The following is a 26,265-nucleotide window of genomic DNA, read 5'->3' as shown; positions in this document are numbered from 1 at the left end:
CCCGCCGGGACTGACCCCTGATTTCTGTTAATCCGCAACGAGAGTGAGCATGTCCGACTATCTGCTTGAAATGAAAGGCATCGTCAAACAGTTTGGCGGTGTCCGCGCGCTTGACGGCATCGACCTGCAGGTGCGGGCCGGCGAATGCATCGGTCTGTGCGGCGAGAATGGCGCCGGCAAGTCGACCCTGATGAAAGTGCTGTCCGGCGTGTACCCGCACGGCACCTGGGATGGCGACATCCTGTGGGATGGCCAGCCCCTGCGCGCGCAATCGATCCGCGACACGGAAGACGCGGGCATCATCATCATCCACCAGGAGCTGATGCTGGTGCCGCAGCTGTCCGTGGCCGAAAATATCTTCATGGGCCGCGAGTTGACCCTGCCGGGTGGGCGCATGCATTATGCGGCCATGTACAAGCGCGCCGACGAGCTGCTGCGCGAACTGAAAATTCCCGAATTGAACGTGGCGCAGCCCGTGATGAATTACGGCGGCGGCCACCAGCAACTGGTGGAAATCGCCAAGGCGCTCAACAAGAATGCGCGCTTGCTGATTCTCGACGAGCCGTCATCGTCGCTGACGGCGTCGGAAATCGCCGTGCTGCTCGATATCCTGCGCGCGTTGAAGGCCAAGGGCGTCACCTGCATCTACATTTCGCACAAGCTCGATGAAGTGGCGGCCATCTGCGACACCATCGTCGTCATCCGCGACGGCAGGCATATCGCCACCACGCCGATGGCGCAGATGAACGTCGAACGCATCATCGCGCAGATGGTGGGCCGCGAAATGAGCCAGCTGTATCCGCAGCGCGCGCAGCCGCCGGCCATTGGCGAGGTGCTGTTCGAGGCGCGCCATGTGACTTGCATCGACGCCGACAACCCGCAGCGCAAGCGCGTCGACGATGTGTCATTTACCCTGCGCAAGGGCGAAATCCTCGGCATCGCCGGTCTGGTGGGGGCGGGGCGCACGGAGCTCGTCTCGGCCCTGTTCGGCGCCTACCAGGGGCAGTGCCAGGCCGAAGTGTGGCTCGATGGCCGGAGAATCGATACCGGTTCGCCGCAAAAAGCCATCGCCATGGGCCTGGCCATGGTACCGGAAGACCGCAAGCATCACGGCATCGTGCCCGACCTCGACGTGGGGCAGAACATCACCCTGGCCGTTCTGGAGCAGTTCGCGCGCGCCACGCGCATCGATGGCGAGGTGGAATTGACGGCCGTGCGCGGCGAGATCGCCCGGCTGGAGCTGAAGGCGGCCAGCCCGTCGCTGCCCATTACGAGCCTGTCGGGCGGAAACCAGCAAAAGGCCGTGCTGGCCAAGATGCTGCTGACGCGCCCGCGCGTCCTGATTCTCGACGAGCCCACGCGCGGCGTGGACGTGGGCGCCAAATATGAAATCTATAAATTGATGCTGGCGCTGGCCGACCGGGGCGTGGCCATCATCATGGTCTCGTCGGAACTGGCCGAAGTGCTGGGCGTGTCCGACCGCGTGCTGGTGATGGGCGAAGGCCGCCTGCGCGGAGACTTTATCAACGATGGCCTGAGCCAGGAAACCGTGCTGGCGGCGGCGCTGGACCAGCGCCCGGCACCCGCCGCCAACACCGCAAACAAGGAACCCGCAGCATGAAACCGCACAGTATCAAACAGCTGTTCACCCAATACAAGATGCTGGCCCTGCTGATTGCCGTGGCGCTGATCTGGGCCTTCTTTTCGTGGAAGACGGAGGGCAGTTTCCTTACGCCGCGCAACCTGTCGAACCTGCTGCGCCAGATGTCCGTCACCGGTATCCTCGCCTGCGGCATGGTGCTGGTGATTATCGCTGGCGAGATCGACCTGTCGATCGGCTCCCTGCTGGGGCTACTCGGCGGCATCGCCGCCGTGCTGGACGTGACGCAGCACTGGCCCCTGGCCTTGAACCTGGCGGCGGTACTCGGCTGCGGCCTGGTGATCGGTTTGCTCAACGGCTACCTGACGGCGTACCGGGGCATCCCGTCCTTCATCGTCGGCCTGGGCGGCATGCTGGCGTATCGTGGCATCCTGCTGGGCATCACGGGCGGCATCACGATCGCGCCCGTCTCCGAGCCGATGGTCTACCTGGGGCAGGGCTACCTGCCCGCGGTGCCCGGCATCGTACTGGGCATCGGCCTGTTCCTGCTGGCCGCTTTCCTGACGTGGCGCGCGCGCGCCAGCCGCGCGCAGCATGGCTTGCCGCAGACGGCGCCCTGGGCCGACGGCTTGCGCCTGGCCGTCATCGGTGCCGTGCTGTACGCCTTCGTGCAAACCCTGAACGGTTATGAAGGCATTCCTCTGCCCGTGCTGTTGCTGCTGGCCCTGCTGGGGCTGTTCAGCTACATCACCAGCCAGACCGTGTTCGGGCGGCGCATCTACGCTGTCGGCAGCAATATGGAAGCGACGCGCCTGTCCGGCATCAATGTGAAAGCCGTCAAGCTGTGGATCTTCGGCATCATGGGCCTGATGTGCGCGCTGGCGGGCCTGATCAACACGGGCCGCCTGGCGGCCGGTTCGCCCTCGGCCGGCACCTTCAGCGAACTCGATGCCATCGCCGCCTGCTTCATCGGCGGCACCTCGATGCGCGGCGGCTCGGGCACCGTGTATGGCGCCCTGATCGGCGCGCTGGTGATGGCCAGCCTCGATAACGGCATGTCCATGCTGGACGTGGACACCTACTGGCAGATGATCGTAAAAGGCAGTATCCTCACCCTCGCCGTGTGGGTCGATGTCAGCACGCGTGCCGGACGCCGCTAGCCGTGAAACGATCTGGCACGGGAGGAGACACCATGAAGATGCCGACCGCGCACCGGATCGCGCTGCTGTTTAACGGGAATAAAATCTATGACCGCGACATCATCGCGGGCATCGCCGCCTACCTGAACACCACGCGCGTGTCGTGGGACCTGTTCCTGGAAGAGGATTTTCGTTGCCGCCTGCCGGGCATCGAACGCTGGCAGGGCGACGGCATCATCGCCGATTTCGACGATCCCGCCGTCTGCGCGGCGCTGGCGCACAGCCGCCTGCCCGTGGTGGCCGTGGGCGGCTCGTATGCGCGCGCGGAGGACTACCCGGCCGTCATCCCGTACGTGGCGACGGATAATTTCAAGATCGTCAAGCTGGCCTATGAACACCTGGTGGAAGCGGGATTGAGCCGCTTTGCCTGTTTCAGCCTGCCCGAGGCCGATGTCAACCGCTGGGCGCAGGAGCGCGAAACGGCGTTTTGCACCTTGATGGAGCGCGACCACATGCATGCCGACGTGTACCGGGGCGTCGCCACCAGCGCGCCGTCATGGGACGAAGCGGTGGAGCAGCAGATCGCCTGGCTCAACAGCCTGGAAAAACCCGTCGGCATCATCGCCGTCAGCGACGCACGCGCGCGCCAGCTGCTGCAAGCCTGCATGCACGCTGGCATCGCCGTGCCGGAGCAGGTCGCCCTGATCGGCATCGACAACGACCCGCTGGCGCGCATGCTCACGCGCATTCCCTTGAGTTCCGTGATCCAGGGCACGGAGGAAATGGGCCGCACGGCGGCGCATCTGCTGCACCAGATGCTCAACGGCGCGCGCCTGTCCGGCACGCGCATCCTGGTGCCGCCGGCCGGCCTGAACGTGCTCGCCTCCACGCGCCACCAGCCCTTCCAGCATCCGCAGGTGATGCAGGCGCGCCACTTCATTCGCCAGTACGCCTGCCAGGGCATCAAGACGGAGCAGGTGGCCGATTACGTGGGCGTGTCGCGCTCTTCGCTGGAAGCGCACTTCCGCCACGAGCTGGGGCGCAGCGTGCACGATGAAATCCTGCATTTCAAGCTCGATGCGGCCAAGACCCTGCTCGCGCGCGGGCCGGGGCAGGTGGCCGAGGTGGCCGTGCGTTGCGGTTTTACCACGGTGCAGTACATGCATGCCGTCTTCAAGCGCGAACTCGGTTGCACGCCGCGCGAATTCCAGCAGCGCAGCCGGCCGCCGCCAGCCCCCGGGCAGGCGCCATGATGCATCTGCTGCGCAATGCGCGCGGCATGCGCGTGGCCATCGATACGCACGATGCCAGCGTGCGGGCCTGGTGGGCGCCCGACCGCTATGGCCGGCTGGCCGATGTGCTGGGCGCGGCGCCCCCAGCGGCGCGATCCTCCACGGGCTGGCAGTGCGCATCGCCCGACGATGGCCACTTGCAGTTGCAGCTGGCGCAAGACGGCCTGTCGGTGCGCCTGAGCTACCGGTTTGATGACGACGGCAGCCTGCACCTCGACTGTGTCGCCACATCCGATACCGTTTCCCGTTTTGCGCTTGCCGCGCCCCGCTTCAATCTGCAGGGCCACCATGCCAGCGTGGGCGACCATGTGCTGCGCCTGGCTGCCGACCATTACTGGCCTTGGCCTGGTGGCTGTGCGGGTGGCGCGCCGCTCGATGTGGCGGGCAGCGCCTTCGACTTCCGCCAGCCGGCGCCGCTCGCTTCGCGCCTGGCCTGGCCCGCGCTGGCCCACTTGCCGGGATTCCGGCATGACTTTTACTGGACGGGCAGCGGCCAGCTGCGCGAGGCGGCGCGGGTTGTCGACCCCGCGTCCGGCCGGGTCTTGCGTTTTTCCAGCACCCAGGACAGCTGCCATCTGTATTCCGATGCGCGCTGTTTTTCCCTGCTGGCGCAGGGTGTGGACATGCAGCCGGGACAGGCGATGCGATTCACGCTCGCCTACCGTTTGGGCGTGCAGGATATCGACGCGTTTGACATATCCGAACCGGTATCAATGATGTCAAATAAGTGATTGGTCAGATATGCGGGGCAGTTCTACCATGGGGTAGTTTTTCCCTCATTTATTTTTGTCCTGACCGACGCTGCGAACCTGCCCATGAACATACTCACCATCGATGCCGGCACCACCAATACGCGTACCTTGCTGTGGCGCGCGGGCGCCGTCGTCGCCCAGGCGCTGCTGGAAACGGGCGTGCGCAATACCGCCATCGATGGCCATAACGGCGCGCTGAAACAGGCGCTGCGCGACACCATCGCCTGCGTGCTGGCCAGCGCGGGCATCGCGCCGTCCGAGGTGGACCTGGCGCTGGCGTCGGGCATGATCACCTCGCCCATGGGCGTGCGGGAAGTGCCGCATTTGCCGGCTCCCGCCGGCCTGGCCCAGCTGGCGCAAGGCATGCAGGCGGTGGACTTGCCCGACGTGCTGGCGCAGCCCCTGTGGCTGATTCCCGGCGTGCGCAACCAGCATGGCGCCGTCGGCCTGCATAACGTCGAGGCGATGGACATGATGCGCGGCGAAGAGACGGAAGTCGTCGCGCTGCTCGAGCGCCTGCAATTGCGGGGCGCGGCAACCCTGATCATGCCCGGCTCGCATACCAAACTGATCAGCGTGGACGAGCAGCGCCGCATCCTCGGCTGCAGCACCACCATCGCGGGCGAACTGCTGCAGGCGATCACGCAGCACACCCTGATCAAGCAATCGGTCGATGGCGGTTTTGCGCAGACCCTGGTGCCGAAAATGCTGCTGGCCGGCGCGGCGGCGGCGCAAAAAACGGGGCTGGCGCGCGCCTGTTTCAGCGTGCGCACCCTGGGCCAGTTCAGCGCCGTCGAATGCAACGAGCGGGCCAATTTCCTGATGGGTGCCGTCCTCAGTGGCGACTTGCTGGCGCTGCGCAACAGCACCGCCATCCAGATGCGGCCCGATACCCCGCTCGTCATTACCGGCAAGCCCATGCTGCGCCAGGCGCTCGGGCTGCTGATCGAAGAACACGGATTTTTTTATGGCAAGCGCATCATCGTCGACGACCAGCAGCAAGCCAATCTGGCTGGTCACGGTGCGCTGCTGATCGCCGCCGCGCGCGGCTTGATTTCCCCGCAGGAGACAGTATGAGTGACAACAAGAACAAGCGTCCCTTGCGTTCGCAAGCGTGGTTTGGCGGCGACGACAAGGACAGTTTCATTCACCGCAGCTGGATGAAGAACCAGGGCTATCCCAGCGACGCCTTCGATGGCCGTCCCGTCATCGGCATCTGCAATACCTGGTCCGAACTGACCCCCTGCAATGGCCATTTCCGCGACCTGGCCGAGATGGTCAAGCGCGGCGTACTTGAAGCGGGCGGTTTTCCCGTCGAATTCCCCGTGATGTCGCTGGGCGAGACGAACCTGCGCCCGACGGCCATGTTGTTCCGTAACCTGGCCAGCATGGATGTCGAGGAATCGATCCGCGCCAACCCGATCGATGGCGTGGTGCTGCTGACGGGCTGCGACAAGACCACTCCGGCCCTGCTGATGGGCGCGGCCAGCGTGGATTTGCCCACTATCGTGCTGTCTGGCGGCCCCATGCTGAACGGCAACTACCGCGGCAAACCGATCGGCTCCGGCACGGACGTGTGGAAGTTTTCCGAAGACGTGCGCGCCGGGCGCATGACCTCAAACGAATTCAAGCAGGCCGAATCGTGCATGTCACGCTCCGCCGGCCACTGCATGACCATGGGCACGGCTTCCACCATGGCCAGCATGGTCGAGGCACTGGGCGTGACCCTGCCCGGCAACGCGGCCATTCCCGCCGTCGATGCGCGCCGCAAGCTGCAGGCGCAGCTGACGGGCCGGCGCATCGTCGACATGGTGCGCGAAGACCTGAAACTGTCGCAGATCCTCACGCGCGAAGCGTTTGAAAACGCCATCATGGTCAACGGCGCCATCGGCGGCTCGACGAATGCGGTGATCCACCTGCTGGCCATCGCCGGGCGCATCGGCGTGGACATGCGCCTGGGCGACTGGGACCGCCTGGGCCGTGACATACCGTGCCTGCTCAACCTGATGCCGTCGGGCCAGTACCTGATGGAAGATTTTTACTATGCGGGCGGTTTGCCCGTGATCATCCGCGACTTGCTGGGCAAATTGCATGGCGAGGCGCTCACCGTCACTGGCGCCAGCATGGCCGTCAACGTGGCCGAAGCGGAAAATTTCAATCCCGAGGTGATCACGCCGCTGGCGCAGCCATTCAAGGACGAGGGCGGCATCGCCGTCCTGCATGGCAACCTGGCCCCGCGCGGTGCCGTCATCAAGCCTTCCGCCGCTTCGCCGGAACTGATGCAGCACCGTGGCCGCGCCGTCGTCTTCAACAGCATCGAGCACTATAAAAAGCGCGTTGACGATCCCGCCCTCGATATCGATGCCAGCTGCGTGATGGTGCTGCAAAATTGCGGCCCGCAGGGCTATCCGGGCATGGCCGAAGTGGGCAATATGGGATTGCCGAAAAAACTGCTGGAACAGGGCGTGCGCGACATGGTGCGCATCTCGGACGCGCGCATGAGCGGCACGGCCTACGGTACGGTGGTGTTGCACGTGGTGCCGGAAGCGGCCGTGGGCGGGCCGCTGGCCCTGGTGCGCGATGGCGATATGATTGAACTCGACGTGGCGGGACGGCGTTTGCACCTGGACGTCGACGAGGCCGAGCTGGCGCGCCGCCGCTCCGAGTGGACAGCGCCGCAGCCTGCTATGAAGGGCGGCTACCAGTCGATGTACATCAAGCACGTGACGCAGGCCGACGAAGGCGCGGACCTCGACTTCCTCGTCGGTTGCCGAGGCTCCGCGGTTCCGCGCGAATCACATTGATAGCGCACGATCAAACCTGCTGCGCGTCGTCATTTGCGGCCTCGATGCTCACTGTGCTCAAGCACAGTTGCGCGTCTCGGGCACAACTGACTTCCGCTCGCGACGGTTTTATCATGCGTTATACATTAGTTAAAGGAAAAATGATGGGGACACAGGCCCAATTACTGGTCGATGCGCAGAATTTTCTCGGCGAGGGCGTGCGCTGGTGCGAACGCAGCGGCCGCGTTTTCTGGACGAATATCGAAGGCTGCCAGCTGCATGCGCTGGTGCTGGCCACAGGCGAGCGCCAGACGTGGGCCATGCCGGAGCGCCTGGCGTGCTTCGCGCTGACGGACAGCGACGATGTGCTGCTGCTGGGACTGGCTTCGCGCCTGGCCTGGTTTGACGCGCGCAGCGGGGCCGTCACGCCCTTGCACACGGTGGAGGGGGACTTGCCCATGACGCGCCTGAACGATGGCCGCTGCGACCGCCAGGGACGCTTTGTCTTCGGCACGCTCGATGAGCGCCCGTGCCGCGATGCCGTCGCCAGCTTCTACCGCCTCAACCTGGACCTGACCCTGGAGCGCCTGCCGCTGCCGCAGATCGCCATCTCGAACAGCATCTGCTTCAGCGTCGATGGCACGGCCATGTACTTCTGCGACTCGATGAAGAAGGCGATCTACCGCTGGGACGATTATCTGGGGGGCGATGCCAGCCGGGTGCGCGTGTTTGCCGTGCTCGATCCGGGCCCCGGCGCCGCCGATGGCGCCACCGTCGATGCGGATGACTACCTGTGGAGCGCGCAATGGGGCGCCGGCAGGGTCTTGCGCTTCGCGCCGGACGGCAGCGTCGAGCGCAAGATCAGCCTGCCCGTCTCGCAGCCCAGCTGCGTGAGCCTGGGCGGCCCGCGCTACGACGAATTGTTCGTCACCACGGCGCAGGAGAGCTTGAGCGCGGCCCAGCTGGCGAGCGAACCGCTGGCCGGGGGATTGTTTCATGCGCGCCAGGTGGGCGTGCGCGGTTTGCCGGAAGTGCGCTTTGGCGCCCCGTCGGCCTGACAGGAGAGAGCATATGCAGAAGCACACGGTTTTCGAGGGCATCCTCGAACGGGGTATGGTCGGCATCGTGCGCGCCCCTTCGGCGCAGGCGGCCGTGCAGATCGCCGAGGCGTGCATTGCCGGCGGCATCACGGCGCTGGAAGTGGCGTTCACCACACCCGATACCCTGGGCGTGCTGCGCACCCTGCGCGAACGCCATGGCCATGACGTGCTGCTGGGCGCGGGCACGGTGCTCGATACGGAGACGGCGCGCGCCGCCATCCTGGCCGGCGCCCAGTTCATCATCTCGCCCGGCGTGAACGTGGAGACCATCACGCTGTGCCAGCGCTACCAGGTGCTGTCCATGCCGGGGGCGATGACGCCGACGGAGATCGTCACGGCCCTGCAGGCCGGCGCCGATATCGTCAAGGTCTTCCCCGCCGAGATGTTCGGCCCCGCCTACATCAAGGCCCTGCGCGCGCCCCTGCCGCAAGCGCCGTTGATGCCGACGGGCGGCGTGACGGTGGAGAACCTGCATGCATGGTTTGCCAGCGGCGCCGTGGCCGTAGGCATCGGCAGCAGTCTGAGTGGTTCGGGCGCCACGGGAGACTACGCGGCCGTGACGGCGCGCGCGCAGGCCTTCGTGGCGAAGATGGCGGCCGTGCGGACGGCTAAGTCTTCTGGCTAGCTCCCACCGGGACGGGAATCTGCTACGCTAAGGGGGCAATGTCGCACGCCTCATAGACCAGAATATGTCCAACATCGCCCGCATCCTGCAAGACAGCCGCATCATCGCCATCGTCGGCATGTCCGACAAGCCCGAACGCGCCAGCCATGAAGTGGCAGATTACCTGCTGCGGCATGACTACCGCGTGTTGCCCGTCAATCCGGCCCTCGCCGGGCGCGATGTGCTGGGGCAGCGCGCCTATGCCACCCTGACGGAGGCGGCGGCCGCTGTCGCGCCGGCGCGCATCGACATCGTCGACTGCTTCCGCAAGTCAGAAGATATTCTGCCCATCGCCGAGGAAGCCATCACCGTCAAGGCTGGCTGTCTGTGGCTGCAGCTCGACGTCGTCAACGAGCAGGCGGCGCAGCTGGCGCGGGCGGCGGGACTGGAGGTGGTGATGGACCATTGCACAAAAATCGAGCACCGCAAGCTGGCGGTGGCGGCATGAAGGCGCGCACGCAGTTCCGGGCCGGGAAGGATTTCGACCTGAATGAGGATTTCGCCGGCAAGCGCCTGCTGGGCGCCGCCACCAAGGCGGCCAACAAGAAGCTGACGCCGGCCCAGTGCAAGGCCATCGACCGCGAGGAAACCGTGGCCCTGACGGCGCAGATCGCCGAGTGCCAGAGCATGCTGTACGCGCAGCACAAAAAGAAGGTGCTGCTGGTCTTGCAGGGCATGGACACGTCGGGCAAGGATGGCACGGTCAAGGCCATCTTCAGCAATATCAACCCGATGGGCATCCGCGCCGTGGCGTTCAAGGGACCCACCGACATCGAACTGGCGCACGATTACCTATGGCGCGTGCACCAGCACGTGCCCGTGAAAGGCGAAATCGCCATCTTCAACCGCAGCCATTACGAGGATGTGCTGATCACGCGCGTGCAGGACATGATCGACAAGGCCGAATGCCAGCGCCGCTATGCGCAGATCCGCGATTTCGAGCGCATGCTGAGCGAAACGGGCACCGTCATCCTGAAGGTCTTCCTGCATATCTCGAAGGACGAGCAACGGGGACGGCTGCAGGAGCGGCTCGACGATCCCGACCGTCAGTGGAAGTTCGATCCCAACGATATCGCCCAGCGCAAGAAGTGGGATGGCTACCAGCGCGCCTATGAAACGGCGATCCGCGAGACGGATGCCGACCACGCGCCGTGGTACGTGGTGCCATCGAACTCCAAGACGCAGCGCAACCTGGTGGTCGCATCCCTGCTGCTGGAAACCCTGCAGGGCATGAAACTGGAATACCCGGCGCCGGACCCGAAACTGTCGTCTTTCAAGGTCGAGTAGAGCTTGGGGCAGTTCAGCGCCGCGCCTGCGAAATCTGCCGCGCTGTGGCATAGTATCCCTCGTCGATAATTCAAACCAGACCGGAGATCCATATGCTGCAGTTGAAAGATCCTACCTTGTTGCGTCACCAGGCTTACGTGAATGGAGCCTGGGTCGATGCCGATGGTGGCCAGACGATTAATGTGAGCAATCCCGCCACGGGCGAGCATATCGGCACGGTGCCCCTGATGGGCGCCGCCGAGACGCGCCGCGCCATCGAGGCGGCCAATGCCGCCTGGCCTGCCTGGCGCAAGAAGACGGCCAAGGAGCGCGCGGCCGTGCTGCGCCGCTGGCATGACCTGATCCTGGAAAACGCCGACGATCTGGCGCTGATCATGACCACCGAGCAGGGCAAGCCCTTGCCGGAAGCGAAGGGTGAAGTGCAGTTCGGCGCCTCGTTCATCGAGTGGTTTGCCGAAGAGGGCAAGCGCGTTGCGGGCGATACCCTGCAGTCGCCGTGGCCGGACCGCCGCCTGGTCATCACCAAGGAGCCGATCGGCGTATGCGCCGCCATCACGCCGTGGAACTTCCCCGCTGCCATGATCACCCGCAAAGTCGGCCCGGCCCTGGCCGCCGGCTGCCCGATGGTCCTGAAACCGGCTGAAGCAACGCCGTTTTCCGCGCTGGCGCTGGCAGTGCTGGCCGAGCGCGCGGGCGTGCCTGCGGGCGTGTTCAGCATCGTCACGGGCGCGCCGAAAGACATCGGCGGCGAAATGACGTCGAACCCGATCGTGCGCAAGCTGACGTTTACGGGTTCGACCCAGGTGGGCCGCCTGCTGGCGGAACAGTGCGCACCAACGATCAAGAAACTGTCGCTGGAACTGGGCGGCAATGCGCCGTTCATCGTCTTCGACGACGCCGACCTGGATGCGGCCGTGGAAGGCGCCATCGCCTCGAAATACCGCAACGCCGGCCAGACCTGCGTGTGCGCCAACCGTCTGTATGTGCAGGACAGCGTGTATGACGCGTTTGCCGACAAACTGGTGGCCGCCGTGGCCAAGCTGAAGGTGGGCAATGGCATCGAGGCGGGCGTCACGCAAGGTCCGCTGATCGACGCCAAGGCCGTCGCCAAGGTGGAAGAACACGTGGCCGACGCGCTGGGCAAGGGCGGCCGCCTGCTCGCTGGCGGCAAGCGCCACGCGCTGGGCAACGGCTTCTTCGAACCGACCATCATCGCCGACGTGACGAACGACATGCGCGTGGCCACGGAGGAAACCTTCGGCCCGCTGGCGCCCCTGTTCCGCTTCAAGACGGACGATGAAGTGATTGCCCTGGCCAACAACACGGAATTCGGCCTGGCTGCCTACTTCTATTCGCGCGACATCGGCCGCATCTGGCGCGTGGCCGAAGGCCTGGAAACGGGCATGGTCGGCGTCAACACGGGCCTGATCTCGAACGAGATCGCCCCCTTCGGCGGCGTCAAGCAATCGGGCCTGGGCCGTGAAGGGTCGACCTACGGCATCGAGGACTATCTGGTCATCAAGTACATCTGCATGGGCGGTATCTAGGATGCTTGATTAAATCTACTGCGCGGCGCGCTTTCCGGCCTGCGATGCTCGCTGCCTCGGCGGCCCCGTACTCAGTACAGCTGCGCTTCTTAGCCAGATGGGGGCGCCGAGCCTCGTTGCCGCTCGCTACGATTTTCTCAAGCATCCGTGACGTCCGTTATCGACGGCTGTTGCGAGCCGATCCTAACCTGTCCAGCATGCCCTTGACCGCTTCCATCTGCGTGCCGCTCTTGCGGTAGAAATCCGGGTCGATCGGATTGAGGCTGGTGTAGCCCCAGAAATCCCAGCAGCCTTTCGGGTTGTACGGGTAGACGGGGCTCGGTTCGGCCTGCGGATACAGCACGATGATCTTGTTGGCGTCCGCCACCTGGTTGTAGCCGGTGCTGGTATAGAAACGGTCGCCGATGGCTTGCGTCGTTTGCAAACAGCCGTGGAACACCACGTGCACGCGGCAGCTCTCGCTGTCGCAGGCTTTCGGGATGTAGGCGTAGCCTGTATTGTTCATGCTCGAGTATGCGTTCTGGATGAAGCTGCGCTGGTTGAAGGCGATCAACTTGCCCGTCAGCGTGGTCGACGCGGGCTGCAGGTCCGGATACAGGTGCTGCAGGATGTCGCGCGCCTGCACGAAGTCGCAGTCATTGATGAAGGGCGACGCCGTTACATCGCAAGCCTTGTCCTGGTTGTTGTCCGTGATGATGGCATGGCCTGCACCGACATTGTCGACGAAGCGGATCTGCTCCGCCGGCGTGCCCGCCAGCGCATAGAATTTTCCCACCTGTTCCACCACCGGCCGCGTCACGGTCTGGTCTTTCGTTCCGCTGAACAGATACACGCGCTGGCGTTTCAGGTTGGCCGTGTCGTCGATGAGGCGGGCGCGCGCGAAGTCGTTCGCCGCGCGCAGCAATTCGCTGGCGACAGGCGGCGCCACCTGCGCGCTGCCCGGATTCATGCAGGTGGTCAGGGCATTCGTCAGGTAGGGGATGTAGGGGAAGCGGCCTGGCTGGCCCGAGCAGAAATACGGGCCGCCCGCGATGATGCCGGCGCCGGCCACCGTGGCCGAGTAGGCGACGGCAAACTGCGCCGCCATGAAGCCGCCCGAGGACAGGCCGGACACGGTGGTCTGGCTCAGGTCAGCCTGGTAGCCGGGCAGGGCGGGGGCGTCCCTGGTCGCGGCGGGTTTGGCCGCTTTGGCGGCCGTGGCGGCGAGCGTGTCGCCTGGCGCCAGGGTGAGCAGGCTGGCGGCCAGCAGGGCGGTGGGTAATGCGGTCAGGTGCGGGAAGGGCATGGCGACTCCACAAGGCAAGAAATGGGATAGGAAGGCCGAGCATAGGTAAAAAAACTGTGCGATGGGCAAGTACTGCACTATCGTTGATGTCGCTCAAGCAATTGCTGTTCTTGTGGCCCTCATGCGCGCGCGCGGCGTTTGACATAGAATGGTTTTTTCCGTTCAACCATGGTGCCCTTCATGTCCAAGACTCTTGCCCAGCTGTTTGCGCTCACCACCCTTGCCGCCGGCGCCAGCCTGGCCATGCCGGCCCATGCCGCCGAAACCGCTACAGCTGCCGTCGCGCCGGCCGCCTGCCCCGCGATTCTCAAGCAGACCTTCAACCGCCTGCAGGATGAAGCGCCGCAAAACCTGTGCCAGTACGCGGGCAAGGTGGTGCTGGTGGTCAATACGGCAAGTTATTGTGGTTTTACCAATCAATATGAAGGGCTCGAGGCGCTGTACGCCAAGTACGGCAGCAAGGGCCTGGTGGTGCTGGGCTTCCCGTCGAACGATTTCGGCAAGCAGGAGCCGGGCAACAGCAAGGAAATCGCCGATTTCTGCTACAACACCTATGGCGTGAAGTTTCCCATGTTCGCCAAATCGGTGGTCTCCGGCCCCGCGCCGAATCCGCTGTATGTGGACTTGATCAAGCAGACGGGCAAGACCCCGGCCTGGAATTTCCACAAATACCTGATCGACCGTCACGGTAAAGTGGTGGAAAGCTTCCCCAGCAAGGTGACGCCGGACGACAAGAAACTGGTGGGCGCGGTGGAAAAAGCGCTGGCGCTGTAAGTTGCCGACACGCAAGCAGGCTTGATCGCCTGCTTTTTTTTAATGCCGCGCTTGTCGTCTTGCCATCATTGTCCTAAGCTGGTTGTTCGCGTTTGTCACAACCAAGGAGAACATCATGGCGTATGTCGATGGATTTGTGGTGCCCGTACCGAAAGCCAAGCTCGAAGCCTACCTGGCCATGTCGCGCAGTTGCGGCGCCATCTGGCGCGAGTACGGCGCGCTGGAATTTCGCGAATGCGTGGGCGACGATGTCAAGCCAGGCAAGCTGACGTCGTTCCCGCAGGCGGTGGACTTGCAGGATGGCGAAGTGGTGGTGTTTTCCTGGATCGTGTATGCGTCGCGCGCCAAGCGCGATGAAATCAACGACAAGGTCATGAAAGATCCGCGCCTGGCCGAGATGATGGATCCGGCCAAGCTGCCGTTCGATGGCAAGCGGATGATCTACGGCGGTTATGAAATGCAGGTGGACCTCTAGCGGCTGAAACAGTCCATGGCGGCGTTGCAATGCCTCGTCGTGCAGTTGCACTACCTTCGGCAATGCGCCTTGCCCTGAACGGTTTCAGGCGCTAGCGATAATATGTGCCGGCAACGCCCCGCGCAGCGCATTGCACACGACAACCGCTTCGGCCCGTGCCAGCATGGGGCGCGTGATGATGGTTTCCTGCGCGTCCCAGGCGGGATCGGCCAGCATGGCCGCGCGCTGCACGCCGGGCAGCAGGCCGCAGGACAGGGGCGGCGTATGCCAGCGGCCATCGAGGCGGACGAAGACATTGCTGCGCCCGCCTTCCGTCAGTTCGCCCCGTTCGTTAAAGAACAGCATGTCGAAGCTGCCTCGCGCCTCGGCTGCGCGCCAGGCCGCGTCGTAGCGTGCGCGCACGCTGCTCTTGTGGCGCAGGAACAGGTCGTCCGCCACGGTGGCGTCGGGCGCCAACAGGATGGTTACCGTGTCCGGCAGGGCGGTGAGTGCACCGCTTTGCGTCGTGAACTGGCCATCCTGGCGCAGCGCCAGGCGCAGGCGGAAGGGGGCATCGTCCGGGTGTGCCGCGCAGGCCGCCTGCAGCGCGGCACGCGCGGCACTCTCACTCCAGGCAAAACCGAAGTAGGCGCAGGAGGCGGCCAGGCGCGCCAGATGGCGCTCCTGCTGGCGGCAGCCGCCGGCGCGGCTGGCGTGCAGGGTCTCGAACAGTTCGAAGTCGTTCGTGAGGCCCGTGAGGAAGCGGGCCTTGAGCTGGCACTCCGCAAATTCCTCGTGCGGGTCGCTGTCCAGGACGATGCCGGCGCCCACGCCCATCTCGCCGCGCCGGATGCCGTCAGGGCCAGCCGGCTGCAAGGCCAGGGTGCGGATCGGCACGGACATGCAAAAGTCGCCCACCGCGTGGGTAGCGCCGGCGGCGGGAGGGTCGAACCAGCCGATGGCGCCCGTATAGATGCCGCGCGGCGCCGGCTCCAGCTCGGCGATGATTTCCATGGTGCGGCGTTTCGGCGCGCCCGTGATCGAGCCGCACGGGTACAAGGCCAGGAAGACGTCGGCCAGGCTGGCGTCGTCGCGCAGGCGCGCCTGCACGGTGGAGGTCATTTGCAGCACGCTGCTGTAGCGCGTCACCTCGAACAGGGCCGGCACCTTGACGGAGCCGGTGACGGCGATGCGGCCGATGTCGTTGCGCAGCAGGTCGACGATCATCAGGTTTTCCGCGCGGTTCTTCGGGTCATTGGCCAGGGCGCTGGCGCGGCGCGCGTTTTCTGCCGTTTGCTCAGGCGGGGCGGCCGGCGCCGTGCCTTTCATGGGGCGCGCCATCAGCTCGCCTTGCGCATGGCGCACGAACAGTTCCGGCGACAGCGACAGCAGGGCGCCGCCATCGGGCAGCATCACCAGCGCGCCGTAGGGCACGGGCTGGCGCGCGCGCAGCCGCGCATACAGGGCCAGGGGCGAGCCGAAGGCGTCGAAGCGCAAGCGATACGTGTAGTTGACCTGATAGGTGTCGCCGGCCACGATGTAGTCGTGGATGCGCTCGAGGGCGCGCGTGAATGCGGCCTGGTCGACATTGGCTTCGATGCCGGCCACGCCGGCGGGTGCCGTGGTCGCCGGCGCGTGCTTCGCCAGCCACTGCGCCACCTCGTCCTGCGACAGCGGCGTGCAATGGTCGAAGACAAGCACTTGCGCCAGCGGCGGCGCGTTGATGCCTGCCGCGCGCGGCGGCATGGCCAGCAAATGCGCCCCCAGCTCGTAGCTGCACACGCTGACGGCGTACTGGCCGCGATGTAAGGCGTCTTGCAGGCCTTCCAGCAGCTCGGGCCAGGCCTGCCCCTCGGTGCATTGCAAGACCGCCGCCAGGCCCGTGTACAGGCGCGAACCGGCGCCTGGGGTGCTGGCGTCGTCGAGCAGGGCGAAACAGTCGGTATGCATGGGGACAGCCGCGGCGGTGACTTACCCTAGCAGCATGGCGATTTGCAGCGCCGCTTCCTGGGAGGGATTGATTTTGAAGCCGCTCTTGGCGTAGCGGTGCCAGCGTCCGATGACGAAGCCGACGATCAGGGTGGCGCGCGCCGCCACTTCGCTTTCCTTGCCATGGCCTTCGGCGGCGGCCACGCGCAAGGCCTGCTTGAGCGCCAGTTCCACGCGGTCGTAGAACTGGTTCATGCGCACTTGCAGGCGCTCGTCCTCATTGACCAGCGCATCGCCGATCAATACACGCGTCATGCCCGGATTGCTGATGGCGAAATTGAGCAGCATGCCGACGATGTCGCGCGTTTGCGTCATGCCGTCGCTGTGCTTTTCCGCGATCTGGTTGATCAGGCCGAAAACGCTCGACTCGATGAATTCGATCAGCCCTTCGAACATTTGCGCCTTGCTGGCGAAATGGCGGTACAGGGCCGCTTCCGACACGGCCAGTCTGGCCGCCAGTGCGGCAGTGGTGATCTTTTCGCCTTTCGGCTGCTCCAGCATTGCGGCGAGGGCCTGAAGAATTTGTAGCCTGCGTTGGCCCGGCGGTGTGCTTGCCATATTTTCTCTTGTCGTTAAAAAAAATGCTGCCTTGATGGGGAGGTCCGTCACCGCCGCTAGCGGTGCGGCTTCCGGCGTCAACCGGAAGCCCAGGAGTCCCCTTCAACGCAGACGGTGAAGGCGGCGTGCCAAATGCCGGACAGATTTTACTTTGACATCGACGTAAGCGGGGCGATTTAACGCCTTGGGCAACTTCGCCACGCCGATCGGATCCGCCATTTTCAGGTATTGCGTGACCCATGCCGTGCGCAGGCCCAGTTTTTTCGCACCCTTCAGGTTGGCCAGGGTGTCTTCCACCAAGATGCAGCGGCCAGGGCGGATCTGGTGCTTGCGCATCAGTTTGCGCAGCATCAGGGTCGATGGCTTGGGCCGCAGCTGGCGGTGCACATGCATCGCCTCGATGGCGACGTGGTGTGAAAAGTGCCGGCGCAGTCCCAGGTGGCGCATCACGTCGCTCGAATAGCGCAGCGGCGCGTTGGTGAGTAAAATTTTACGGCCAGGCAGGCGTTTGAGTAAAGCCCCCAGCCCCCGCTCGGCGCGTATCATGGCGCGCAAATCGTCGAACGCGTGCGTCTCGTGCAAAAAATGCGCTGCCTGTACCTGATGGTGCTTGACCATGCCCAGCAAGGTGGCCCCATAGCGGCGCCAGTAGGCCGCGCGCGCCGCATTGACGATGGCGTCGTCGGCCGGCGTCACGCCGTCGCCCAGCACGCGGGCAATATACGTGTTCATATTGGCCGTGATGGTGGGGAAGATGGCGTGCGAGGCATTGTGCAGCGTGTTGTCGAGGTCAAACAGCCAGACCGGCGACGAGCGGTTAAGATGGGACACAGGCACAGGAGTCTTTAGGCAAGATGATAAGCAAGATGAAAAATTCAACAATCAGGAAAACCATGCGACGCCAGATTATAGTGATGTTTTGCGGATTATTCTTGCTGCCGTTGCCGGCGGCCTTTGCCGAAGCGCCGCCCGCGGCGCAAAACCGGGGCGCCCTGTTCAAGGTGCAGGACGCCAGCCACACCCTGTATCTGTTCGGCACCATCCACGTCGGCGCGCCCGATTTTTATCCGCTCGAGCCGACCGTGACGCAGGCGCTGCACCAGGCTGGCGCGCTGGCGCTGGAGATCGATCCCGGCGCCGACCCGCGCGCCGCCCTGGGCGCCGTGCTGAAGTACGGCATGGAGGCGCCGGGCAGCCAATTGCCGCTTGATTGCCGCCAGACCCTGGCCCCGCGCTTGGCCCCGCTGTTGCAAAAATACGGCATTCCAGCCGAGTCGGTGGCGCCGATGAAGCCGTGGATGCTGGCCAGCATGCTGGCCATCGGCGAGTTTTCCACGCTCGGCTACCGCTCCGACCTGGCCGTCGACAATTATCTGTCGCAGCAGGCCAAGGCGCGCAAGATCCCCATGGTGGAACTCGAGTCGATGGAAGGCCAGATGGCGCTGTTCGGCGCCATGTCGCCGGCCGACCAGTGCCGCTTCCTGGAAGACGGCGTGGCGTCGATCGAGGACCAGGAACAAAGCCAGGAAGCGCGCGAGATCGCCAACGCCTGGCGCACGGCCGACGCGGCCGCCTTCGACAGGTTGGCCGCCAAGGCAGCGACAGACCCGTCGTTCGCCGCCCAGTTCGTGCAAAAGGTGTTGCTGGATGGCCGCAACCCCGCCCTGGCTGACGGCATCGCCAGGTTGCTGGCGCGCGAAAAGTCCAGCCTGGCCGCCATCGGCGTGCTGCACCTGGTGGGCACGAAAAGCGTTCCGGATTTATTGCGTCAGAAGGGCTTGAAGGTCGAGCGGGTGTATTGAACTGGTGGCTTAGCCGCGCAACAAACGGCGGCAGAGCAGATGGAAAAGTGTTCAGGGCAAGGCGTACTGACGAAGACAGTACGCATGTACGGCGAGGCAGTACAACGCCGCCATGGACATTTTTTCAGCTGCGGGGAAAGGATACTGGTGCCCTTGACGTGGATCGAACACGTGGCCTCTCCCTTACCAAGGGAGTGCTCTACCACTGAGCTACAAGGGCAAATTAAAAGCGGCGCCAGGTGATCTGCGCCGCCAAACTACTCGCTGTGATCCGTTGCGATTTTTTTAGTGCGAACGGATCATAGTACCAAAAGCTTGCTCGGTCAACACTTCCAGCAATAATGAGTGTTCGATGCGGCCGTCGATGATGTGCACCGTGTTCACGCCGGACTTGGCGGCGTCGAGCGCGGACGAGATCTTCGGCAGCATGCCGCCCGAGATCGTGCCGTCGGCGAACATCTCGTCGATTTCACGCGCCGACAGGTCGGTCACCAGGTTGCCCTGCTTGTCCTGGACGCCGGCGATATTGGTCATCATGATCAGCTTTTCCGCTTTCAGGATTTCCGCGATCTTGCCGGCTACCACGTCGGCGTTGATGTTGTAGGCCTGGCCATCCTGGCCGAAACCGATCGGCGAGATGATGGGAATGAAGGCGTCGTCCTGCAGGGCCTTGACGACGGCCGGGTTGATCGCGTCGATCTCGCCGACGAAGCCGATGTCGAGGAATTCGCCCGGATGTTCGCGGTCCGGCATCTGCATCTTGCGCGCGCGGATCAAGCCGCCATCCTTGCCCGTCAGGCCCACAGCCTGACCGCCGTAATGGTTGATCAGCATGACGATATCCTGCTGCACTTCGCCGCCCAGCACCCACTCCACCACTTCCATGGTTTCTTCATCGGTGATGCGCATGCCTTGCACGAAGGTGCCTTGCTTGCCGATTTTTTTCAGCGCGTTGTCGATCTGCGGTCCGCCGCCGTGCACCACGACCGGGTTCATGCCGACCAGCTTGAGCAGGATGACGTCGCGCGCGAAGCCGTGCTTCAGGCGTTCGTCCGTCATGGCATTGCCACCGTACTTGATGACGATGGTCTTGCCATGGAAATTGCGGATGTAGGGCAGGGCCTCGGCCAGAATCTGCGCCTTGATTTGTGGCGACACCGCCGTCAAGTCGTCATTCATGTCCAGGTTCAAGTTAGCTAGTTGATTCATGGCGAGTCCGGAAAATAGATTTGTGGGATTTTACAGGGAAGAAGAAAATCTTGGAGGCATTATAGGGCGATCTTGTTGTATTTTCCCTGATGATCCTATAGTCTGGCCCGATATGCCCCCCAGCCAGCCCTTTTACTGCCCGTTACATCTGCGTCGTATCCTGGCGCGGCAGGACACACACTTGCCAATTCAAACACAGCCATGAGCGTATGCAGCCTGTGCGGCGCCACCTTCCAGTGCGGCCAGCTTGATCCGGACGCCAAGGAACCCTGCTGGTGCGTGGCCCTGCCGCCGGCCGTTCCCGTGCCCGGCAGCACCGCCGTGGGCTGCTGGTGCCCCGCCTGCCTGCAAGAGCGCATCGCCGCCTTGACCCCTCCGGCAGCAACGCCGGCCAGATAAGCGCATCGGCGCGCTTTTTCCTTTGCAAAAGACCTTGCATTTTGTAGGGGAATACGTTCAGACTTCGATTTTTAAGAATTTCTTACAGGAAAGTTATGCGCTTCAGGGATATCCGCATCGGCGTGCGCATCAATGCCGGTTATGCCATTTTGATCGTGCTGATGCTGGTCGTCATCGTCTTGGCGGGGAGCCGCATCTATGCTATCCGCGCCGAGACCGACGATATCCTGCAGCGCGACTGGGTCGCCGCCAAGGCCACCAGCAAGATCCACGGACTGGCGCGCGAGGCGGCCACGCGCATCGGCAACCTGCCGAGCCAGCACGAGCCGGCGCTGCGCCAGGCGAACCAGGCGCGCCTGGAGGCGATCAAGCAGGGCATCGATGAGCAGGTGCGCATCCTCGACGGTCTCGATGCGCGGCCCGAGGAGCGGCGCCTGCTGGAGCAGATGCACCTGGCGCGCGCCGACTACTATGTGTCGCTCAAGACGATGTTCGAACTGGTCGAACGCGGCGAGGATGCCCGCGCCGAGCAGGCCATGCAGACGCAGACCTTGCCGGTGCTGGAAAAAGTGCTGCTGTACGTGAGCCAGCTCGATGACTTGCAGCAGCAACTGATCCGCGACAGCGCGGCCCGGATACGCAACGACATCGATACCTCGCTGCTGCTGATGGGCGGCATCGGCCTGGCAGCCCTGCTGACCGGTCTCGCCTTTGCCTGGTCGGCGCGCTCGATCACGCGTCCGCTGGGCGAGGCGGTGGCGATCGCCACGCGCGTGGCCAATGGCGACCTCAGTTCCGTCATCGAAGTGACGTCGCGCGACGAGACGGGCGAATTGCTGCAGGCGCTCAAGGACATGAGCACCAGCCTGGCCGTCGAGCAGGACCTGCGCCACGCCGTCGAAGTGGCCGAGGATGCGACCAAGATGAAGTCGGACTTCCTGGCCAATATGTCGCACGAGATCCGCACGCCGATGAACGGCATCATCGGCATGACCCATCTGGCGCTGCAGACGGACCTCACGTCGACCCAGCGCAATTACCTGGAGAAGGTGGAATCGGCTTCGAAGAACCTGTTGGCCATCATCGACGACATCCTCGATTTCTCGAAGATCGAGGCGGGCAAGATGGCCTTTGAAAAAGTCGATTTCTTCCTCGAGGACGTGCTGGCGCAGATCGCCGACCTGTCCGTGATGCGCGCCCAGGACAAGGGGCTCGAACTGCTGTTCGACATCGCCCCCAATGTGCCGAACGCCTTGCAGGGCGACCCGCTGCGCCTGGGCCAGGTGCTGATCAACCTGACCAACAACGCGATCAAGTTTACGGACAAGGGCGAGATCGTCGTCAGCATCCGCCTGCAGCAGCTGGAAGAACATGCGGCTGTCTTGCGCGTCGATGTGCGCGACACGGGCATCGGCCTCACACCGCCCCAGCGCAGCAAATTGTTCCAGGCCTTTACCCAGGCCGACACCTCGACCACGCGCCACCATGGCGGCACGGGCCTGGGACTGACCATCAGCAAGCGCCTGGTGGAAATGATGGAAGGCGAGATCGACCTGGTCAGCGAAGCGGGCGTGGGCAGCACCTTCTTCTTCACGGCCCGCTTCGGCCTGGCCGCCGTGCCGCGCGACAGCCTGTCGCAACTGCAGCATCAGCAGCAATTCCAGGGCCTGCGCGTGCTGGTGGTCGATGACAACCCCAGCGCGCGTGAAATCTTCGTCAGCATGCTGACGGCGCTGGGCTTCGAGGCGCGTGCCGTGTCTGGCGGCGTGCTGGCCATCGGCGCCGTGGCGCAGGCGCGCGCCGAGGGGCGAGGGTACGGACTGGTGCTGATGGACTGGAAAATGCCGGGCATGAACGGCCTCGATACCCTGGCCGGCATCCGCGCCGATGCCGCCGGCATCGATGCGACGCCGGCCTGCATCATGGTCACGGCCTTCCATCGCGAAGCGCTGCTGGAGGCGGCGCGCCAGCGGGACTTGCCGTTCGACGGCGTATTGAACAAGCCGGTCAGCGCCTCGACCCTGCTCGACCAGATATCGTTCGTGTTTGGCGGCGTGACGGGGCAGAGCCGCAAGACGCAGCGCCAGAGCAGCTACCGCGACGACGAACGCGCCTTGCGCGGCGCCTGGCTGCTGCTGGTGGAGGATAATGAAGTCAACCAGGAAGTGGCGCAGCATATTCTCAACGACGCCGGCATCCGCGTCGACATCGCGGGCAATGGCGCCATCGCGCTGGCGAAGATCGAGGAAAACGCCTATGACGGCGTGCTGATGGATTGCCAGATGCCGGTGATGGATGGCTACCAGGCGACGCGCAAGCTGCGCCAGGACCCCCGTTATTCGAATTTGCCCGTGATCGCCATGACGGCCAATGCCATGGTGGGCGACAAGGAAAAATGCCTGGATGCCGGCATGAACGATTTCATCGCCAAGCCGATCGACGTGGCGCAGTTGTTCGGTACCCTGGCACGCTGGATCGCTCCAGCCACGCCGCAGGCAATGACGGCGGTGGTGGCGCAGCCGGAAGCGGAGTTGCCCGTGATCGCCGGTCTGAAAATGGCGGAAGCCATGCGTCGCGTGGGCGGCAATGCCGTTTTGATGCGAAAATTGCTGGACCGTTTTGTGGAAACCCAGTTCGACGCCATGCAGCGCATCGTTGCCGCCATCGAGAACAACCAGCTCGAGACGGCGATCCGCGAAGCGCATACCCTGAAGGGCCTGGCCGGCAATATCGGCGCCGGCGGCCTGGCCGACAGCGCCGCGCGGGTCGAGCACTTGCTCAGCCTGGGTTCGCACGACGGCTTGCCGCAGGCGCTGGCCGCCTGCACCCTGGCGCTCGACGAGTTGGTGCCGAAGATCGTGCTGGCCATGCAGTCGCGCGGCCATGTGGCCGAGGCGGGCGGCGCGGCGGTGGCGCCAGTGGCGGCGGTGGACCGGGCGCACCTGGAAGCGGGCTTGCGCGAATTGTCGCAGCTGCTGCTGCAGGACGATGCGCAGGCCGTCAAGCACCTGGACGGCATCGGCCCCGTGCTTGTCGCGGCCGGGCAGGCGGAACACGCGCGCCAGTTGAAGCGCATGCTGGGACAATACGATTTCGAAGGTGCGCTGGCGCAGCTGGGCGAGGTGGCCGATGCGCTGGAGCTGACACTGTGACAAGGATAACTATGCAGAGCGAAGGACGGGCATGAGAGCGCCGGCAAGCAAGCCAACCATTCTGGTGGTCGACGACACACCAGACAATATCGACCTGCTGCGCGCGGTGCTGGAAGACGATTACCGCACCAAGATCGCCGTCAATGGCGAACGCGCCCTGAAGATCGCCGCCGGCAGCGACCAGCCCGACCTGATCCTGCTCGACATCATGATGCCGGGCATGAGCGGCTACGATGTGTGCCGCGCGCTGAAGGCCGATCCCGCCACGGCCGGCATCCCCGTGATTTTTGTCACTGCCATGAGCGAAGTGGCCGACGAGCAGCTGGGTCTGGCGCTGGGCGCCGTCGACTACATCACCAAGCCGATTTCGGCGCCCATCGTGCTGGCGCGCATCAGGACGCAGCTGGCGATGAAGCAGATGCAGGATTTCTTGCGCGACCAGAACCAGTACCTGGAAACGGAGGTGGAGCGCCGCGTGCAGGAGGTGGCGGCGCTGCAGGACGTCACCATCCACGCCATGGCCTCGCTGGCCGAAACGCGCGACAGCGAGACGGGCAACCATATCCGCCGCACCTCGCACTATCTGAAAGCGCTGGCCGAGAAAGTGCGCGGCCTGCCGCGTTTCCGCGATTTTTTGACGGACAAGAATATCGAACTGCTGTTCAAGACGGCGCCGCTGCACGATATCGGCAAGGTGGGCATTCCCGACCATATCCTGCTCAAGCCGGGACGTTTCGAGCCGCACGAAATGGCCATCATGAAGACGCATACCACGCTCGGGCGCGACGCCATCCTGGCGGCCGAGCACGAGCTGGGCATCGAAGTCGATTTCCTCAAGTACGCGAAGGAGATCGCCTACAGCCACCATGAAAAATGGGATGGCAGCGGCTACCCGCAAGGCCTGGCTGGCGAAGCCATCCCGATTTCAGCGCGCCTGATGGCGCTGGCCGACGTGTATGACGCCCTGATCAGCCGGCGTATCTACAAGCAGGGCATGGACCATGCGCAGGCCGTGCAGATCATCGTCGAGGGGCGCGGTTCGCATTTCGACGCCGAGATCGTCGACGCCTTCCTGCAGATCCAGGACCAGTTCATCGCCATCTCCAACCGCTATGCCGACGGCGTGTGCGAGATAGCCGACAAGCAGCGGCAGATCGCGCCGTTCGCCGAAAACATCAGCTGACGGTCTTGAAGAAGCGCAGCATCTCTCGGCTGGCGTCCGGCCCTTTGCCGTCCGTGTAACTGCCGTTATCGCTGCCGCCGGACCAGGCATGGCCGGCGCCGTGGATGACCCAGTGTTCGCCCAGCGGCGAGCCATCGGCCTGGCTGTGCGTGGTGCGCGTGTAGCGGTGGCCATTCGGCACGCTGCCATCGACGGAAGCGGCTTTGGCCGCCTTGCCGCCCGCCTGGCTGCGCACGCCCTGGGCGATCAGTTCATCGCCATTGCGCGGGTTGACGGTGGTGTCGCGGTCGCCGTGGAAAACGATGATGGGCACGCCGCCCGCCGGCGCCTTGCGCTGGGCATTGGGCATGGCGCCGCCCTTCATGGCGGCCAGCGCCGACGGCAAGTCCTGCGCCGAAGCGAAGGGCAGACCCGAATGCACGCCGACAGCGGCAAACAGGTCGGGGTACAGGGTGCCGACGATGACGGCCATGGCGCCGCCCGCCGACAGGCCGGCGACAAACACTTCGTGCTCGTTGACCGGGTAGTCGTCGATGACTTGCCGGGCGATGCCGGCGATCAGCGACGGTTCGCCCTGGTCGCGCTGCTGGTCGATGGCGTTGAACCAGTTCCAGCAGCGCGAACTGTTGGCGCCCTGCGTCTGCGCCGGGTAGACGACAAAACACTCCTTTTCTTCTGCCAGCGCATTCATTTGCGTGCCGGCGGCAAAATCGTCGGGATTTTGAGTGCAGCCGTGCAGCATCACGATCAGCGGCATGGCCTGGCCATGATAGCTGCTGGGGATATACAGCTTGTACGAACGCGTGCCCGCATGGTTGCGGTACACGCCGTCGATGAATTGCGCGCCGGCGGGTATCTCCGCTGGCGTGGCGGCCGGCGCGTTGAAGCCGGACGGGTGGAAGTTTGGCAGCTCGAAGCTGGGCATGTCGAAGCTGTGCTGGCCCAGGCCTGCCGGCACGCCCAGGCGCGCCATGAAATCCTGCGCGAAGTCCTGCGCCGCCTGCGCGGGTGTGGGGGGCGCGGCGTCAGCTTGCGGTTGCGTTGCCGCAGATGGTTGCGCCGGTGGTGGCGCAGGTGGCTGATTGATATCGCGCATCGGCTGTTGTTGTGTGGACGCCGCCTGCGGCGCCAGGCCGGCGGCGGACAGCGCCTGCTGAATGGCTTCGGTGGCGGCGGCGGGACCGCTGCCCAACAGATTGCGGGTTGCGGCGCGCATCTGCGCCAACATGTTGAGAGGTAGTTTCATGACCATCCTTAACGGTGCCGCGCATCGGCCGGGTCATCGCCGCGAACCAA

General features: G+C 64.4%; 23 protein-coding genes and 1 tRNA gene. 17 read left to right on the top strand and 7 right to left on the bottom strand.

Annotation, left to right across the window (positions count from 1 at the left end):
• Window positions 1-49 precede the first annotated feature (49 nt).
• The 11 genes from xylG to gabD all read left to right on the top strand — a co-directional run bounded on the left by xylG (window position 50) and on the right by gabD (window position 12,164).
• On the top strand, window positions 50-1,621 hold the full coding sequence (xylG, locus tag VPH40_RS12830) for a D-xylose ABC transporter ATP-binding protein (protein ID WP_328573602.1): 1,572 nt from the start codon (window positions 50-52) through the stop codon (window positions 1,619-1,621).
• Entirely contained in the window at window positions 1,618-2,760 is a 1,143-nt protein-coding gene (locus VPH40_RS12825; protein ID WP_034783811.1) for a sugar ABC transporter permease, read from the top strand. Before xylG ends, VPH40_RS12825 begins: the two co-directional genes overlap by 4 nt.
• Window positions 2,761-2,792: 32 nt before the next feature.
• Complete coding sequence (locus tag VPH40_RS12820) at window positions 2,793-3,992, top strand: XylR family transcriptional regulator (RefSeq protein ID WP_305053689.1); 1,200 nt, start codon at window positions 2,793-2,795, stop codon at window positions 3,990-3,992.
• On the top strand, window positions 3,989-4,762 hold the full coding sequence (locus VPH40_RS12815) for an aldose epimerase family protein (RefSeq protein ID WP_328573601.1): 774 nt from the start codon (window positions 3,989-3,991) through the stop codon (window positions 4,760-4,762). Before VPH40_RS12820 ends, VPH40_RS12815 begins: the two co-directional genes overlap by 4 nt.
• Window positions 4,763-4,846: 84 nt before the next feature.
• Complete coding sequence (locus VPH40_RS12810) at window positions 4,847-5,860, top strand: 2-dehydro-3-deoxygalactonokinase (RefSeq protein ID WP_328573600.1); 1,014 nt, start codon at window positions 4,847-4,849, stop codon at window positions 5,858-5,860.
• On the top strand, window positions 5,857-7,587 hold the full coding sequence (gene araD, locus VPH40_RS12805) for an L-arabinonate dehydratase (protein ID WP_328573599.1): 1,731 nt from the start codon (window positions 5,857-5,859) through the stop codon (window positions 7,585-7,587). The genes VPH40_RS12810 and araD overlap by 4 nt, the downstream gene beginning before the upstream one ends.
• A gap of 143 nt (window positions 7,588-7,730) precedes the next feature.
• On the top strand, window positions 7,731-8,624 hold the full coding sequence (locus VPH40_RS12800; protein ID WP_328573598.1) for an SMP-30/gluconolactonase/LRE family protein: 894 nt from the start codon (window positions 7,731-7,733) through the stop codon (window positions 8,622-8,624).
• Window positions 8,625-8,637: 13 nt separating this feature from the next.
• Window positions 8,638-9,291 (top strand): bifunctional 2-keto-4-hydroxyglutarate aldolase/2-keto-3-deoxy-6-phosphogluconate aldolase, encoded by a 654-nt coding sequence (locus VPH40_RS12795; protein WP_328573597.1) that lies wholly within the window; start codon window positions 8,638-8,640, stop codon window positions 9,289-9,291.
• Window positions 9,292-9,355: 64 nt separating this feature from the next.
• Window positions 9,356-9,778, top strand: a complete 423-nt coding sequence (locus tag VPH40_RS12790; protein ID WP_328573596.1) for a CoA-binding protein — start codon at window positions 9,356-9,358, stop codon at window positions 9,776-9,778.
• Window positions 9,775-10,617 carry a PPK2 family polyphosphate kinase gene (locus VPH40_RS12785; RefSeq protein ID WP_099665922.1) on the top strand — a complete coding sequence of 281 codons (843 nt, stop codon included), beginning with the start codon at window positions 9,775-9,777 and terminating at the stop codon, window positions 10,615-10,617. The genes VPH40_RS12790 and VPH40_RS12785 overlap by 4 nt, the downstream gene beginning before the upstream one ends.
• A 92-nt stretch (window positions 10,618-10,709) precedes the next feature.
• A complete protein-coding gene (gene gabD, locus VPH40_RS12780; protein WP_100875101.1) occupies window positions 10,710-12,164 on the top strand; it encodes an NADP-dependent succinate-semialdehyde dehydrogenase in 1,455 nt (484 codons plus the stop codon).
• Window positions 12,165-12,321: 157 nt separating this feature from the next.
• Here gabD and VPH40_RS12775 read toward each other — a convergent pair whose 3' ends face one another.
• On the bottom strand, window positions 12,322-13,449 hold the full coding sequence (locus VPH40_RS12775; protein WP_328573595.1) for an extracellular catalytic domain type 2 short-chain-length polyhydroxyalkanoate depolymerase: 1,128 nt from the start codon (window positions 13,447-13,449) through the stop codon (window positions 12,322-12,324).
• 180 nt (window positions 13,450-13,629) lie between these two features.
• Here VPH40_RS12775 and VPH40_RS12770 point away from each other — a divergent pair, with 180 nt between their 5' ends.
• Both VPH40_RS12770 and VPH40_RS12765 read left to right on the top strand, forming a co-directional pair.
• Entirely contained in the window at window positions 13,630-14,223 is a 594-nt protein-coding gene (locus VPH40_RS12770; RefSeq protein ID WP_289912542.1) for a glutathione peroxidase, read from the top strand.
• Window positions 14,224-14,338: 115 nt separating this feature from the next.
• Window positions 14,339-14,698 carry a DUF1428 domain-containing protein gene (locus VPH40_RS12765; RefSeq protein ID WP_099665920.1) on the top strand — a complete coding sequence of 120 codons (360 nt, stop codon included), beginning with the start codon at window positions 14,339-14,341 and terminating at the stop codon, window positions 14,696-14,698.
• Between the two features lie 84 nt (window positions 14,699-14,782).
• On the opposite strand, the gene pabB is transcribed toward VPH40_RS12765, so the two are convergent.
• The 3 genes from pabB to VPH40_RS12750 form a co-directional block, all read right to left on the bottom strand.
• Window positions 14,783-16,627 carry an aminodeoxychorismate synthase component I gene (gene pabB / locus VPH40_RS12760; protein ID WP_328573594.1) on the bottom strand — a complete coding sequence of 615 codons (1,845 nt, stop codon included), beginning with the start codon at window positions 16,625-16,627 and terminating at the stop codon, window positions 14,783-14,785.
• Between the two features lie 21 nt (window positions 16,628-16,648).
• Window positions 16,649-17,224 (bottom strand): nucleoid occlusion factor SlmA, encoded by a 576-nt coding sequence (gene slmA / locus VPH40_RS12755; protein WP_099665918.1) that lies wholly within the window; start codon window positions 17,222-17,224, stop codon window positions 16,649-16,651.
• Window positions 17,225-17,326: 102 nt separating this feature from the next.
• Window positions 17,327-18,061, bottom strand: coding sequence for a pyrimidine 5'-nucleotidase (locus tag VPH40_RS12750; protein WP_328573593.1), 735 nt, complete (start codon window positions 18,059-18,061; stop codon window positions 17,327-17,329).
• Window positions 18,062-18,156: 95 nt separating this feature from the next.
• Here VPH40_RS12750 and VPH40_RS12745 point away from each other — a divergent pair, with 95 nt between their 5' ends.
• Window positions 18,157-19,026 carry a TraB/GumN family protein gene (locus VPH40_RS12745; protein WP_328573592.1) on the top strand — a complete coding sequence of 290 codons (870 nt, stop codon included), beginning with the start codon at window positions 18,157-18,159 and terminating at the stop codon, window positions 19,024-19,026.
• 145 nt (window positions 19,027-19,171) lie between these two features.
• Here the strand turns inward: VPH40_RS12745 and VPH40_RS12740 are convergent.
• Together VPH40_RS12740 and argB are read right to left on the bottom strand one after the other, a co-directional pair.
• Window positions 19,172-19,246, bottom strand: a tRNA-Thr gene (locus tag VPH40_RS12740).
• A 65-nt stretch (window positions 19,247-19,311) separates the two neighbouring features.
• The gene (gene argB, locus VPH40_RS12735; RefSeq protein WP_010393729.1) at window positions 19,312-20,205 is read right to left on the bottom strand and encodes an acetylglutamate kinase; all 894 of its coding nucleotides are present in this window, start codon (window positions 20,203-20,205) and stop codon (window positions 19,312-19,314) included.
• 231 nt (window positions 20,206-20,436) lie between these two features.
• On the opposite strand from argB, the gene VPH40_RS12730 reads away from it, so the two are divergent.
• The 3 genes from VPH40_RS12730 to VPH40_RS12720 all read left to right on the top strand — a co-directional run bounded on the left by VPH40_RS12730 (window position 20,437) and on the right by VPH40_RS12720 (window position 24,969).
• Entirely contained in the window at window positions 20,437-20,634 is a 198-nt protein-coding gene (locus VPH40_RS12730; RefSeq protein ID WP_099665916.1) for a cysteine-rich CWC family protein, read from the top strand.
• Between the two features lie 95 nt (window positions 20,635-20,729).
• Window positions 20,730-23,786 (top strand): response regulator, encoded by a 3,057-nt coding sequence (locus VPH40_RS12725; RefSeq protein WP_289899654.1) that lies wholly within the window; start codon window positions 20,730-20,732, stop codon window positions 23,784-23,786.
• Between the two features lie 31 nt (window positions 23,787-23,817).
• Window positions 23,818-24,969 (top strand): response regulator, encoded by a 1,152-nt coding sequence (locus tag VPH40_RS12720; protein ID WP_251349544.1) that lies wholly within the window; start codon window positions 23,818-23,820, stop codon window positions 24,967-24,969.
• Here VPH40_RS12720 and VPH40_RS12715 read toward each other — a convergent pair.
• Window positions 24,962-26,215 carry an extracellular catalytic domain type 1 short-chain-length polyhydroxyalkanoate depolymerase gene (locus VPH40_RS12715; RefSeq protein WP_328573591.1) on the bottom strand — a complete coding sequence of 418 codons (1,254 nt, stop codon included), beginning with the start codon at window positions 26,213-26,215 and terminating at the stop codon, window positions 24,962-24,964. The two genes, VPH40_RS12720 and VPH40_RS12715, sit on opposite strands and share 8 nt — an antisense overlap.
• Window positions 26,216-26,265 lie beyond the last annotated feature (50 nt).

It is taken from the genome of Janthinobacterium sp. P210005, from assembly GCF_036231865.1.
GTDB classification, from domain to species: Bacteria; Pseudomonadota; Gammaproteobacteria; order Burkholderiales; family Burkholderiaceae_D; genus Janthinobacterium; species Janthinobacterium kumbetense.
Note: the sequence above shows the minus strand (reverse complement) of the source record. Positions and strands in the feature narration are given on the sequence as shown.

What these genes read in the sequence shown, in the direction of transcription:
- xylG (WP_328573602.1), top strand. Translation starts at nt 50, where the DNA reads ATGTCCGACTATCTGCTTGAAATGAAAGGCATCGTCAAACAGTTTGGC.
- VPH40_RS12825 (WP_034783811.1), top strand. Translation starts at nt 1,618, where the DNA reads ATGAAACCGCACAGTATCAAACAGCTGTTCACCCAATACAAGATGCTG.
- VPH40_RS12820 (WP_305053689.1), top strand. Translation starts at nt 2,793, where the DNA reads ATGAAGATGCCGACCGCGCACCGGATCGCGCTGCTGTTTAACGGGAAT.
- VPH40_RS12815 (WP_328573601.1), top strand. Translation starts at nt 3,989, where the DNA reads ATGATGCATCTGCTGCGCAATGCGCGCGGCATGCGCGTGGCCATCGAT.
- VPH40_RS12810 (WP_328573600.1), top strand. Translation starts at nt 4,847, where the DNA reads ATGAACATACTCACCATCGATGCCGGCACCACCAATACGCGTACCTTG.
- araD (WP_328573599.1), top strand. Translation starts at nt 5,857, where the DNA reads ATGAGTGACAACAAGAACAAGCGTCCCTTGCGTTCGCAAGCGTGGTTT.
- VPH40_RS12800 (WP_328573598.1), top strand. Translation starts at nt 7,731, where the DNA reads ATGGGGACACAGGCCCAATTACTGGTCGATGCGCAGAATTTTCTCGGC.
- VPH40_RS12795 (WP_328573597.1), top strand. Translation starts at nt 8,638, where the DNA reads ATGCAGAAGCACACGGTTTTCGAGGGCATCCTCGAACGGGGTATGGTC.
- VPH40_RS12790 (WP_328573596.1), top strand. Translation starts at nt 9,356, where the DNA reads ATGTCCAACATCGCCCGCATCCTGCAAGACAGCCGCATCATCGCCATC.
- VPH40_RS12785 (WP_099665922.1), top strand. Translation starts at nt 9,775, where the DNA reads ATGAAGGCGCGCACGCAGTTCCGGGCCGGGAAGGATTTCGACCTGAAT.
- gabD (WP_100875101.1), top strand. Translation starts at nt 10,710, where the DNA reads ATGCTGCAGTTGAAAGATCCTACCTTGTTGCGTCACCAGGCTTACGTG.
- VPH40_RS12775 (WP_328573595.1), bottom strand. Translation starts at nt 13,449, where the DNA reads ATGCCCTTCCCGCACCTGACCGCATTACCCACCGCCCTGCTGGCCGCC.
- VPH40_RS12770 (WP_289912542.1), top strand. Translation starts at nt 13,630, where the DNA reads ATGTCCAAGACTCTTGCCCAGCTGTTTGCGCTCACCACCCTTGCCGCC.
- VPH40_RS12765 (WP_099665920.1), top strand. Translation starts at nt 14,339, where the DNA reads ATGGCGTATGTCGATGGATTTGTGGTGCCCGTACCGAAAGCCAAGCTC.
- pabB (WP_328573594.1), bottom strand. Translation starts at nt 16,627, where the DNA reads ATGCATACCGACTGTTTCGCCCTGCTCGACGACGCCAGCACCCCAGGC.
- slmA (WP_099665918.1), bottom strand. Translation starts at nt 17,224, where the DNA reads ATGGCAAGCACACCGCCGGGCCAACGCAGGCTACAAATTCTTCAGGCC.
- argB (WP_010393729.1), bottom strand. Translation starts at nt 20,205, where the DNA reads ATGAATGACGACTTGACGGCGGTGTCGCCACAAATCAAGGCGCAGATT.
- VPH40_RS12730 (WP_099665916.1), top strand. Translation starts at nt 20,437, where the DNA reads ATGAGCGTATGCAGCCTGTGCGGCGCCACCTTCCAGTGCGGCCAGCTT.
- VPH40_RS12725 (WP_289899654.1), top strand. Translation starts at nt 20,730, where the DNA reads ATGCGCTTCAGGGATATCCGCATCGGCGTGCGCATCAATGCCGGTTAT.
- VPH40_RS12720 (WP_251349544.1), top strand. Translation starts at nt 23,818, where the DNA reads ATGAGAGCGCCGGCAAGCAAGCCAACCATTCTGGTGGTCGACGACACA.
- VPH40_RS12715 (WP_328573591.1), bottom strand. Translation starts at nt 26,215, where the DNA reads ATGAAACTACCTCTCAACATGTTGGCGCAGATGCGCGCCGCAACCCGC.